This is a genomic window from Mucilaginibacter pocheonensis, assembly GCF_031456535.1.
Lineage (GTDB): Bacteria > Bacteroidota > Bacteroidia > Sphingobacteriales > Sphingobacteriaceae > Mucilaginibacter > Mucilaginibacter pocheonensis.
This window is the reverse complement of record NZ_JAVDUU010000004.1, coordinates 309,166-322,950: the sequence shown is the minus strand read 5'-3', so window position 1 is coordinate 322,950 and position 13,785 is coordinate 309,166. Positions and strand designations below refer to the sequence as shown.

Annotated in this window: 7 protein-coding genes; all 7 read left to right on the top strand. The window is 41.8% G+C overall.

Annotated elements, in window-relative coordinates; all coding sequences use genetic code 11:
• The first annotated feature begins 187 nt into the window (after positions 1-187).
• Positions 188-3,511, top strand: a complete 3,324-nt coding sequence (locus tag J2W55_RS19635) for a SusC/RagA family TonB-linked outer membrane protein (RefSeq protein ID WP_310099746.1) — start codon at positions 188-190, stop codon at positions 3,509-3,511.
• 16 nt (positions 3,512-3,527) lie between these two features.
• Positions 3,528-5,306, top strand: coding sequence for a RagB/SusD family nutrient uptake outer membrane protein (locus J2W55_RS19630; RefSeq protein ID WP_310099743.1), 1,779 nt, complete (start codon positions 3,528-3,530; stop codon positions 5,304-5,306).
• A gap of 106 nt (positions 5,307-5,412) precedes the next feature.
• The gene (locus J2W55_RS19625) at positions 5,413-6,960 is read left to right on the top strand and encodes an FG-GAP repeat domain-containing protein (RefSeq protein WP_310099740.1); all 1,548 of its coding nucleotides are present in this window, start codon (positions 5,413-5,415) and stop codon (positions 6,958-6,960) included.
• A 137-nt stretch (positions 6,961-7,097) separates the two neighbouring features.
• Entirely contained in the window at positions 7,098-7,649 is a 552-nt protein-coding gene (locus J2W55_RS19620; protein WP_310099735.1) for a hypothetical protein, read from the top strand.
• Positions 7,650-8,534: 885 nt separating this feature from the next.
• Entirely contained in the window at positions 8,535-9,128 is a 594-nt protein-coding gene (locus J2W55_RS19615) for an RNA polymerase sigma-70 factor (protein WP_310099732.1), read from the top strand.
• A 56-nt stretch (positions 9,129-9,184) separates the two neighbouring features.
• Positions 9,185-10,267, top strand: a complete 1,083-nt coding sequence (locus J2W55_RS19610) for a FecR family protein (RefSeq protein WP_310099729.1) — start codon at positions 9,185-9,187, stop codon at positions 10,265-10,267.
• A gap of 223 nt (positions 10,268-10,490) precedes the next feature.
• On the top strand, positions 10,491-13,775 hold the full coding sequence (locus J2W55_RS19605; RefSeq protein ID WP_310099726.1) for a TonB-dependent receptor: 3,285 nt from the start codon (positions 10,491-10,493) through the stop codon (positions 13,773-13,775).
• Positions 13,776-13,785: the final 10 nt, after the last annotated feature.

Below are 13,785 nucleotides of genomic sequence, written 5' to 3'. Positions count from 1 at the left end.
TACACAATCAGCCCGATGAGCAAACGTGGTAGCATTTAATGCGTACCTGTTAAAGCTATGTCTCTACCATTGCTTCATGTCAAAAATTAATCAATCGGCTGCAATGCCTCTACCATTGCTATTATTTAATAATTGAAATTGACGAATTGAAATTCTAAAACCAATATATTAATTAATAATTAAAACTATGCTTAAAAGTTTACTTCTCCAAGGGAGATTTATGGGGATAATACTGTGTTTCCTCGCTTCCTCATTAGTAGTTACGGCTCAAACCAAGTATAAGGGTAGGGTGATCGGAAGCGACGACAAACAACCTGTAATCGGTGCATCTGTACGAGTCAAGGGAACTACCACAGGTGCGGTAACCGATGTAAATGGTAATTTTACGCTTAGCCTTAAGGCGGGCGACGTTATTTCCATTTCCTATATCGGTTACATAACCACCGACATCACTGTTGGGTCTGATACTAACCTCAATATCAGCCTTAAGGCCGGCAATAACTCGTTAAACGAGGTTGTGGTGACAGGCTACGGCTCGCAGCGTAAAAAAGATCTGGTAGGCGCGGTTGCCGTTGTAAATGTTGCTGCACTGAACAGGCAGCCCACCGGGTCGGTAGAAAATCAGTTACAAGGTCAGGCGGCTGGTGTAACAGTAGTTGCATCAGGCCAGCCTGGTGAGGCTCCGGCGGTAAAAATACGCGGTGCTAACACCTTTGGCAACAACCAGCCACTGTACGTGGTTGACGGTGTGCCTACTACCAACGTAAATGACTTTAACCCCAATGATATTGAAAGCATGCAGGTTTTAAAGGATGCGAGCTCTGCATCAATTTATGGTGCACGTGCTTCAAATGGTGTAATCATAGTTACCACCAAAAAGGGTAAGGGCAAAACCAATATTTCATATGATGCTTATTATGGTACTCAGCAGCCCAAGGGCGGTAATGTATATGATTTACTGAATCCTACCGAAATGATGAGCCTGAGAACGCTTGCTATACAAAACACTGCCCGGCTCAAAGGCACCTCAGCAGACCTCGGCAGTAACTTGTATGGCCCTAATGGCAACGTATTGCCGGATTATATTAACGCGGGTTTTGATCCGGAAACCAAGGCCCCTAACGGTCCATTTGGTATCCATGACGGCGACCCGGCTGTTGATCCGGCTAAGTATAACGTTAATCCGTTTTATACCTCGGGAGACCCGTCTGGCTTTTACCGTATTACAAGGGCTAACAAAGCCGGTACCGACTGGTATCATCAAATATTCAGTTCGGCGCCAATACAAAGCCATAACCTTAATGTTAACGGTTCTACCGATAAGGCGAGCTACCTGTTCTCCGTGAACTACTTTAACCAACAGGGCACCCTGCTGAACACCTATCTTAAGCGTTATACCGTAAGGGCAAACACCAGCTATAACCTTACTGATCATATCCGCGTAGGAGAAAATATTTCATACGCAGTGTCGGAGAACCCTCAGATCAATCAAAATGATGAGGGTTCATCTATCGGTATGTCATTCCGTGAGCAGCCTATTATCCCGGTGCGTGATATTATGGGCAATTTTGCGGGTTCAAATACTGCCAACTTAGGTAATGCCCGTAACCCGAGGGCCATTGCCGAACGTACAAAAAACAACTACGGTATCACTAACCGCTTGTTCGGTAATGTATTTGCTGAGGTTGATTTCCTGAAATACTTCACTATCCGTACCCAATTTGGCGGTGAATATTATTCAAACTATAACCACTCTTTTACTTATCCTGAGTATGAAAACTCTGAAAATAACGTGACCAACTCTTATTCAGAAAATTCTTACAACGGCTATAGCTATACCTGGACCAATACCTTAACTTATCACCAGGTTATAGGTAAACATGATATTAAAGTATTGGTAGGTAACGAGGCTGTTAAAAACCGTTACCAGGCCCTGGGGGCAACCAATACCGGGTATTTTATATTTGATCCTAACTATACTTCCATATCAAGTGGCACCGGTACACCAACAGCTTACAGCTTTTTACAAAGAGACAGGTTATACTCTCCTTTGATTGCCCGGTTGGATTATACCCTTAATGATAAATACCTGTTAAATGCTACTATCCGGCGCGACGGATCAACGCGCTTTTTGAACGAGGTTTATGGCTGGTTCCCGGCTGTAAGCGCGGGCTGGCGGATATCACAGGAAGGTTTCTTTAAAAATATCAGCTGGATCAATGACTTAAAGATAAGGGCAGGTTATGGTGTTATGGGTAATCAAAATAACGTTGATCCGCCTAACGCCTTTACTACCTTTGCTGGTAACAGAACCAATTCTTATTATGATATTGGCGGTACTTCAAGCAGCACTGTTGCGGGTTTCGCTCAAAACAGGATAGGTAATCCGGATGCCAAATGGGAATCAGACAAAAACTTTAACATTGGTTTTGACGGAACTTTCTTTAATCAAAAATTAGAGATCTCTGCCGATTATTATAAGAAAAGCATTACCGATCTGTTATACAATCCAAATTTGCCAGGTACCCAGGGTACAGCCCGTGTGCCATACTCCAACGTGGGCGCCATGGATAACACTGGTGTAGATGTGGCCATTACTACACATCAAAATCTATCTTCAGAGTTAAAGATGAACGCCACTTTAACCTTTACCACTTACCATAACGTAATAAAAAAGGTTACCCTTGGTCAGCCTTATTTTGAAGTGAACAGCGGCCGTTTCAACGGCAGTTACATTATAAGGAATCAGGTAGGTGGTCCGGTAGGTGGTTTTTTCGGTTATAAAACAGATGGTTTCTGGAACTCACAGGCCGACATAGACGCAGCTAACCAAAAAGCCGGTGGTACTTACCAGGCCGATGCTGCTGTTGGCCGTTTCAAATATGCGGATGTTAATGGAGATGGGAAAGTTGATGCCGGCGACCGTACTTTACTGGGTAATCCAAACCCTAAATTTACCGGAGGCCTAAATCTCGACTTTTCATACAAACGCTTTGACCTTAACATGTTCTGGTATGGCTCATACGGGAACAAGATATGGAACGATACCAAATGGTGGACAGATTTTTACACCAACTTCCTGGGGGCAAAAAGCAAAACAGCACTGTATGATTCATGGACTCCCACACACATGGATGCCAAAGCGCCAATACAGGAGATCGACGGCTCATTCAGTACCAGCACCGTACCTAACTCTTATTATGTAGAGAACGGCTCATACCTTCGTTTACGTAACGTGCAAATAGGATATACATTTGATCCTCAGATATTAAAGAGCATAGGTGTTCAAAAGTTAAGGGTTTACCTATCTGGCGCAAACCTGCTTACCATCACCAAATACAGCGGGGTTGATCCTGAAATTGTGGGCAGTGGTTCAGGTAACCAGGCTGTTGATGTTAATGCCGGTGTTATAAATAATTCGGCAACTAACAGCAGTACTAACTTTGGTGTAGATCGTGGTAACTATTCACCAGTACGTACATACCTATTGGGTTTACAGGTTAAGTTTTAATTATTTAAGATAAAAGATGATGAAAAATATTCAACGCTTATCGGTATGTGCATTGGTTGCTGCCGGTATTATACAAGGTTCATGTAAAAAAGCATATTTACAGCAGCCGGTTTTGGGTGCGTTGCCGTCTGCGGCTATTAATACCGCTGCCGGTGTGGATGGACTGCTGATTGGCGCATATTCCGCATTGGACGGACAGCAGGGTACCAACACCGCCTTTGGCGGCGGCGGTCCGTGGGAGGCGGCGGCTGATAACTGGGTTTATGGTTCTGTAGCTGGCGGCGATGCGCACAAAGGCAGCTCCGGTACCGACCAGCCAGCTATTAACTCTATCGCCCGTTTTTCGGTTGACGCCAGCAACGGCTTTTTAAATAGCAAATGGAAGGCTGATTATGAGGGTATTACCCGCTGCAATAACGTGATTAAGGCATCTGCCGCGGCAAAGGATATGACCGATGTAGCTAAAACACAGGCGGTAGCACAGGCCAGGTTTTTACGCGGACACTATTATTTTGATCTGAAAAAGATGTTTAATAACGTGCCATACGTTGACGAGACCACAACCAACTTTGTACAGTCTAATACTACCGATATATGGCCAAAAATTGAGGATGACTTTAAGTTTGCCTACGCCAACCTGCCTGAAATACAAGCGCAAATTGGCCGGGTAAATAAATGGGCTGCAGCTGCTTACCTGGCTAAATCATATCTGTATGAAAAGAAGTATACAGAAGCCGATGCTTTATTTACCACGGTGATAACAACCGGCAAAAACTCTGCAGGCGTAGCGTATGACCTAACGGCCAATTATTTTGATAACTTTAATGCGGCTACCAAAAATAATAAGGAAACCGTATTTGCAGTACAGCAGGCAGCCAATGATGGTACCAATACCATCAGCGAAGCCAATAATGGTGATATGCTGAACTATCCTTACAACAGCCCATTCGGCTGCTGCGGTTTCTTCCAACCTACATTGGATCTGGCCAATTCTTTCCGTACAGACGCTACGGGCTTACCTTACCTGGATGATTATAACTCACATCCGGTTGCCAATGATCAGGGTATAGCCTCAACCTCGCCGTTTACACTGGATGCCGGTAATCTTGACCCTCGTTTAGATTGGACCGTTGGCCGTCGTGGCATTCCGTTCCTGGATTGGGGTAATCATCCCGGTCAGGGCTGGATCCGTGAGCAAAGCTCAGCCGGTCCGTACTCTGCTAAAAAGAATGTTTACTTCCAGGCCACTAAAGGTACTTATGGCGATAGTCATTCCTGGGCACCGGGTAATGCTAACCAGATCAACATCATCCGCTTTGCTGATGTGCTATTGATGGCCGCTGAAGTTAAGGCCCAATTGGGTACAGGTGATCTGGGATTAGCTTATGTTAACCGTGTACGCGCAAGGGCTGCAAACCCCGCCGGTTTTGTGTATACTTATAAGAACGCGGCAAATCCAACTGGAGGATATACCACAACACCTGCTGCCAAATATGTTGTAAGTCAGTACCCCGGCGGTTATTTTTCGGGTAAAGCGTTGGCTTTAAGGGCTATTTACTTTGAGCGTAAACTGGAGCTGGCGATGGAAGGACATCGTTTCTTTGATATTTCGCGTTGGGGTATCGCACAACAATCGCTGGCTACTTACTTTAATGTTGATGGCAAGGTGATAACCGATGTTAAAGGTGCAAGTTTTACACCAAATAAAAACGAATATTACCCGATCCCTCAGGCTCAGATAGACCTGGAGTCAGATGGAAAAACTTCTGCTTTAAAACAAAATCCGGGTTATTGATAAATGCCTTATCATTATAAATAGCAATGGTAAAAGAGCCGGTAATTCCGGCTCTTTTTACTATCTGCAAAAATCTACCTTATAAGTTCATAGACAAATAGCTGCAATGCCATTTAGAAGAAGCCATATTTTTATCCTGTTGATTATTTTACCGGCGACGGGTATCTGTTTTCTATCGATCAGTTGCAATAATGACCACCCTGCAACTGCGGCACAATTGGATGGCAAGGCATTATCTGAAAAATATTGTAAAAGTTGCCACCAATATCCTCAAGCGGGTCTGCTTGATCAGGAAACATGGGGCAAACATGTATTGCCCGCCATGGCGCGCCGTTTAGGCATAGCAGTTTATGCCGAGGATCAATATGCAAATGTTCCTTCTGCAAAATCTGCCCTGGGGTATGAAGATTGGTTAAAGATTGTCAATTATTATAAAACCACTGCGCCAAAAGTGCTGAAACCGGCTAAGGTTCCGCTGCGCCCGGTTACGGACATGGGCGTTTTTTCTTTATTAAAAGCTCCGAAGGGCCAAACTCCGGCAACCACTACCCTTATTGCTTATGACAGTATTAGCCACCGTATTTTTACCAGCGACGGGATGAGCCACAGTGTTAACCAATGGTCTGCCAGATTAAAATTACTATCTTCTCAAAAATACAGTTCGCCCGCTGTTGATGTGGTATTTAATAAAGACGAAACGGGAGTTGAGCATGGTATGTTCACTTTTATAGGTTCTATGGATGCTATTGATATAGCAAATGGCATGGTGATCAATATACCCATTAATACAAAACAAGGCAGTGATCATAAACCCCTGGCCGATGGCTTACCCCGTCCGGTAAAATCGCGGCGGGCCGATATGGATAAAGACGGATTGCAGGACTTGGTTATATGCGGTTTTGGCCATAACGGTGGGGGTTTGTACTGGTATAAACAGCTGGCCGGCAAACAATTTCAAAGACATATAATTAGTACCATGCCCGGAGCTGAACAGATAGAGGTGAGTGACTACAACCACGACGGGTGGCCAGATGTCATGTGTATGTTTGCGCAGGCCGAAGAAGGGATATGGATGTTTTTAAATAACCATAAAGGCGGATTTACAACCACCAATTTATTGAGGTTTCCGCCTGTTTACGGTTCCAGTAGTTTCCAGCTGGTTGATTTTAATTTTGACGGCAAACCCGATATTTTGTATACCGGCGGTGATAACAGCGATTATTCTAAAATATTAAAACCTTACCATGGAGTTTATATTTATATGAACCAAGGTAATTTTAAATTTAAACAAACCTATTTTTACCCGGTTAATGGGGCCACCAAAGCCGTTGCCGCTGATTTTAACGGAGACGGCAAGCTGGACCTGGCGCTGATTGCTTTTTTTCCTGACCTGAAGAATAATCCCCGGGAAGGTTTTACTTATTTTGAGCAAGATAAGTATATGCACTTCGTCCCTCATAACTTACCCATTGACAGGTATGGGCGATGGATATGTATGGATGTAACAGATTATAACGGAGACGGGAAACCGGACATTATTTTGGGCAACTACTCTTTCGGGTTTATCAACCAGGAGGGTTTAATACCAGCATGGGATGCTTATACACCATTTGTCATACTGAAAAACATCGGACATCTGCAAAGTAACAAGTGATAGATAATAATAAGCACCATGTTTAAATTTGATGGATAAATATGTAGAAAAATAATGCAAATAATTTTGATTTACTTGTTCATGCTGTTAAAATAACCTATATTTACTATCATAAACTGAGCGTGCCAATTTACCTTTTGAAAAAACTTGCAGCCATATTATTGTTGAGCATCCATCTTTATAGTTTGGGTGGTTATTTGATATTACATCAGTATATGTCATACCGGGCTGATAAGTTTTATGAGGAACAGGCGGCTAAAGGACTTTATAATACGAGCGACCTGGAAGATGTTGAAGTACCTGTAAACATGCCTGGTATTACAGATTGGAAAGGATATGAGAATATCAGCGGTCAGATCCGTTTCGGAGATTGTTCCTATAACTATGTTCAGATGAAAGTTACACGGCATACTTTATATCTTAAATGTGTGCCCAATTATAAATCAACCCTTCTTAATACGCATAATATAATTCACGCCGGCTCTGTTAAGGATATCCCAGTTCCGCATAAGGATCATGTGCCGTTTATTAGTGTACAGCATGTGGACCTGTTGTCGTCTTTTATATTTGAAAATGCTTCTTTTGAACCGCCGGTGATCATGCTTGCACCGGCTGCCACCCGTTATTTTGAACCCAAAACATGGTATCATATAGTGACGCCAAAACAGCCTCCCAGGGCTATCTGCTAAAGTGGGTTTGCTATGATTTTTTTCTTGTGATCTGATGGTGGCGTGTGGTCGTTAATCCTGCATTACAGAACTGTTAAGCGATTTTATTCCTGCCAAACGAGTGACCTATTGATTTATTTTTGTGTTTTATTGCCATTATGGAATCATAATATGATTTCAGGTTAGATATATGTTAATATCTTTCGATAGTAAAAAATAACGAATTAGGTTTAAAAGCTGCTTTATTCGAATTTATGGACCATTGAATGATATATGAAAATATGGAAAGTTGTAAAAAAACTGTTACCGCGGCCATAAAATCAACCCCGAACTGGGATTAGAATAATGATTTTATGAAATTGCCAAAGACCTTAGATTGTAGAGATCTGAGTTTAGTTGATCGGTGTTTGTAGGAACATTGAGTGGCGCTCCGGGGTGAGATACGGAGCGCTTTTTTATGACCAAAAAAGTATATGGGAGGATGTTTCAGGGCATGTAGTAAAACAGAAGATTCTTTGCGATAGCAATGACCATCATAATTCTATTCGCAGTATTCATATCCAGCTGCAAAAAAGAACAAGACCCCGTTAATCTTTATTATTGTGAAAATGACAATTAAAATAAATTGTAAGAATGATGAAAAACTGCTCCAGTTTAGTTTTATTGTATTTTAGAAATGCTTTTTAGTGGGATGGCTTTTTATTGCTGGCAAAACAATCTAGCATTATGTACAGTTGCATAAAAAAATATTTTAATTGTTTTTTGAACAATTAAAATAAAATATTATATCTTAGATTTTAATTAAGGTGATAGCCACGCTTTAATTTACGCCATACCAATTATTAATTTGAACCATACAGAAATCGTTTTGCCATTTCTGAAAAGTAAATACAACCGATAAAGGAGATGTTGGACACCGAGATTAGGTACTTGCTTAATGATATTGCTCTAAACAGCAGCAGGGCTTCCTTTAAAAGGCTCTACCTGGCTTATTATGGTAAATTATTTAGCCTGGCAAAATCATTGTTAAAACAGGATGAACTGGCCGAGGAAATCACCGATGATGTTTTCATGAACCTTTGGGGACGCCGGGCTTCCATTGCGGAGATCAATAACTTTACTTATTATTGCTATACATCGGTTAAAAATAAATCGCTTACCAGTCTTGCCAAAAATCAGCTCAAAAGCATAAATATTGATGATATAAAGGTAGACGTTGCCGATTCGGGTGTAACGGGTGAAGATAAACTGGTTTATGAAGATCTTACCAAACTCATCAATACTACCTTAAACAAACTTTCCGAACAATGCCGTCTGGTTTTTAAGCTGATAAAAGAGGATGGTTTGAAATATCGCGAAGTAGCCGACCTGCTCGATATCTCTATAAAAACGGTTGAATACCATATGGGCAACGCGTTGAAAACTCTTACGCAAGGGTTAAAAGACAACGAAAAAACGGCGATGCCTGCCAGCCCCGAAAAAGTTTCAAAAAGTATTTGATCTCCCCACTGGGGTATCCCGATTATTTACAGTCTTTATATATAGAGCCGTAAATAATGATCAACAACATCTGGATACTTATTGGTAAAAAGTTAAATGGTGAAGCTTCGTCCGAAGAGCTACTTGAACTTGAACAGCTGTTGCGGCAACAGGAAGCATCCGGTATGTACCCAATGGATGGGCTGGAAGCGATCTGGAAAAATGATCTGCAAACAAGCCAGGATGAAAAGCTGTTAAGCAAATGGGATGCTTTTGAAACCGAACTTGATGTCATTGAAGAAAAGGAAGCTGAAGAAGCCGCTCAAATCATCTCAATCCAAAGCAAAAGGAAAAAAGCCAGGATCATTAAACTGGGATCCTTATTAGCTGCCGCATGTTTGATGCTGGGCATATTTTGGTTTACCCGCAAAGAAACTATTACCACCGGGAAACCCAATGAAATAACCGCCCCTAAAAACGGAATTAGCAAAATTCAACTACCCGATGGCAGCCGCGTTTGGCTTAACATGGGCAGCAAGCTCACTTACAGTAATGATTTTGGTACCGATCAAAGAAGAGTAAACCTTGTTGGCGAGGCTTTTTTTGATGTGGTTAAAGATCCGCAACATCCTTTTGTGGTTACTACGCCAACAATCAGCGTGAGGGTATTGGGTACCAAATTCAATGTGCGTTCATACAACAATGATAAAACATCCGAAGCGGCGCTGGTACGCGGAAAAATTGAACTCACTATTTTAAAAAATCCCGAAAAAAAGATCATTCTCAACCCTTCGGAAAAACTTACAATAATTAATAACCAGGAGCAGCAAATTAAAAGCAATATTCCTACAGATAAGGTGGCCGAGGAAACACCGCTTATAGCATTGAGCCGCATTCATCAGGCCAAAAAGGACACTTTGCCATCCGAAGCTTTATGGCTTGAAAATAAACTGGCCTTTGATGCCGAAGATTTTGAAAGTATAGCTCAAAAAATGGAACGCCGCTATAATGTAACTATTGCGTTTGAAAATGAAGATGTGAAAAAACTGCGCTTTACCGGTAAGTTTGAAAAAGAACCAATTAACAAAGCTTTATTGTACCTGCAAAGGACGGCGGAGTTTCATTATAAAATAGACACTAACCAAATTGTAATTTATTAATTAATAAACCTTTATGAGATAAGCCTATGCATAGAAAAGTATAAAACCTCAGGCCATAAAAAATGGGAAGATGTTCCAGCATCCCCCCATTATAATGTGGTACAAATTAACTACCAGTCCTTCTATAAACCCAATAGTTAAATAACCTTAATGCTAAATTATGAAAAAAAATGCACACCGCATTAACCCATTGCGGCTGAACCAATTTTTGAAAGTACTTCTTATGTTTAAATTTATCTGTATCCTGGTGCTCGTCTCCTCATTGCAGGCGTTTTCAAAGGGATATGGTCAGACTAAGATCAACGTAAATTTCCAAAATGTGTCACTGAAGAAGGCACTTAAGGAGATCGAAAAGAAGTCTGATTATCGCTTTTTGTATAACGACGATATGTTGTTGAAGAACGATATGCCCGCCAGTTTAAATACAAAAGATGCATCGCTTGAAGAAGTGATGAAAATTGTACTTAGTAATACTAACCTGAGTTACTCTGTAAGTGATAATAACCTCGTTATCCTTACCGAAAAGGGCAAGGCAATGGCCCCCGGCACTATTAACGGTAAAGTGACCGACGAGTCTGAGCAGCCCATGCCCGGTGTTACCGTAAGGGTAAAGGGTACCAATGTTAGCGCCCAAACCGATTTACAGGGGCGTTACACATTAAATATTCCCGACAGCAATACTGGTAATGTAGTGCTTGTGTTTTCGTTTGTTGGTTATGCCTCGCAGGAAATAACGGTTAACGGCAGCTCGTTGATCAACGTACAGTTAAAAGCAGCATCCAACTCGTTAAACGAAGTAATCGTGGTTGGGTACGGTACACAGAAAAAAGAGAACCTTACAGGTTCGGTTGCTGTGGTAAATCTTAAAGATGCCAATAAACGTGTAACACCTGATGTTGCCAGGGCTTTGCAAGGCCAGGTTGCAGGTGTGCAGGTAAATGGTTCGGGTGTACCGGGCGAAGGTGTCTCGATCCGGATCCGGGGTGTAAGCTCACTCGCCAGTAATAATCCGCTGTTTGTAATTGATGGTGTGCCCACATTCGAACCTTTTGACTTCCCAAATACAGATATTGAAAGTTTGCAGGTTATTAAAGATGCTTCGGCTGGCGCAATTTATGGGTTCCGTGGTGCTAATGGCGTAGTGATAATCACCACCAAGAAAGGTAAAAACGGTCCTATGAAAATCAACTATAACGGTTACGCGGGCTTTCAAAAAAATCCTAAAACATTATCCGTAACTGATAGGGTAGGTTACCAGCAAATTGCCAATGCTGCTGAAACTAATGCCGGTTTATCGTTAGCCCCCGGCAATGATCCATCCTCAGGTAAATTCATTAGCAATGTAAACACCGACTGGCAAAAATCGGGTTTCAGAACAGGCTATACCCAAAGCCATGATCTTGGGTTATCAGGTGGTAACGATAATATGAGCTACAACGTTGCTTTTGATTATTTTAATCAAACCGGTACAACGGTATCCGGGCCTTCATATACCCGTTATAACCTGAGCGGCAATATCCAGGGCAAAAAAGGAATCGTATCATTCGGTACTAAATTTGCTTATACCGAAGGCGATTATAATAACCTGGCATATCCGCACCTGCATGGTACAGGGAACCAGATAGTCGACTTGGTTACTGCAATTCCCACGATGCCTATTTATGATTCTAACCGGGTTGGCGGCTATGGGGGCGTTGATCAAAATACGCAAAGGGCCATTTCGCTCAATATTATAGGTGTAAACAATTTATTGAACAGCACAGGCCAGCGTAACCGCATGATGGCATCGGCCTGGATGGAGGTAGATATACTTAAGAACCTAAAATACCGCATCAGCGGAAGTTACGACCGCAACGATTTTAAAAACACCTATTTTGACCCTATTTATGATTTGGGTTGGTTTTATCCTAATACAACTGCCTACTACAGTGATGCCAGGGGCAACTATTATACCCAATTGATAGAAAACACGCTGAGCTATAAACTGAATGTTAAAAAGCATAATTTTGAGATCCTTGCCGGTACCGCGTATCAGAAAAATGCTAACAGTAATTTAACTGGTGTAGCTTTAAATTTGCCACAGCCTTATTTATTCTCACTTGACAACGTAAGTAACCCGGCTAATAAAACTGCTTACAGCAACAGCAGCATTACTAAATTTTACTCGCCGATATTTGCACGTATCAATTACAATTATGATGACAGGTACCTGTTAACCTTCAACTATAGGCGCGACGGCAGTTCGCAACTTACGCAACAGCACCGTTATGGGAATTTTCCAGGAGCATCAATCGGTTGGAATATCAATAAAGAAAAATTTATACACTTACCAGAGGCTATTACGCAGTTAAAACTTAAAGCCGGGTACGGAATACTGGGTAACATCAATGCGTTAGCAAATCCTTATCCTTACCAAACCATTGTAAACGGAAATGCAAGCTATGTGTTTGGTAATACACTTGCTACAGGAACAACCCAAACCCAGGTGTTTGACCAAACCAATAAATGGGAGGGTAAAAAAACAACCAACATTGGCTTTGATTTAAGTTTGTTTCATGACCAGCTTGCATTTTCATCAGAGTATTATATCAATAAAATTACCGGTGTATTGTTAGGGGTGCCTATTCCGCCTTCGGTAGGGGCAATTAATACGCCGCTTGTTAATGCGGCATCATTCACCAATAAAGGCATCGAATTTACTGTAACATATCGCAGTAAAGATACCGGTCCGTTCAATTACACCATCAGTGCAAACGCTTCTACTGTTAAAAACAAGGTAACATCATTAGGTAATGGCGGTAACCCAATATACGGCGCGTACAGCAAAACAGCAGTAGGCGGAGAAGTAGGTCAACTATACGCCTTTAAAACTGAAGGCATTTTTAAAGATGCAGCCGATGTAGCCGCTCACGCCACCCAAACCGGTGCGGCTCCCGGTGATGTTAAATTTGTTGATACCAATAAAGATGGCATCATCAATGATGCAGATCGTGTTTACTTAGGTTCGGCTATTCCTAAATTGTACTATGGCTTTAACTTAAGCGCTAATTATAAAAACTTTGATGCATCAGTATTTATACAGGGTAACTACGGCAGCAAAATTGCCAATGGTGTATACCAGTCTTTAATGACTGGCCAGTATACCAATGCCAGCACCGATGAGCTGAAGTATTGGACACCAAGCAATACCAATACCAACGTGCCGCGTCCAATAATCGGCGATCCTAATGCCAATAACCGCAATTCTGACAGGTTTATTCAAAGCGGCTCATATGCCCGTTTACAAACCGCGCAATTGGGTTATACTTTGCCGGTATCAGCATTAAACCGCACACACGTGTTCCGGAGCATAAGGATTTATTTGTCGGGCCAAAATCTTTATACCATAACCAAATACAAAGGTTACGATCCCGATTTTATTAATGATGGTACCATTAACCGCGGTTTTGACTACGGTTCGTTCCCTAACCCCCGCACTTTATTGGTTGGTTTACAGGTAGGCTTATAATTATTGATAA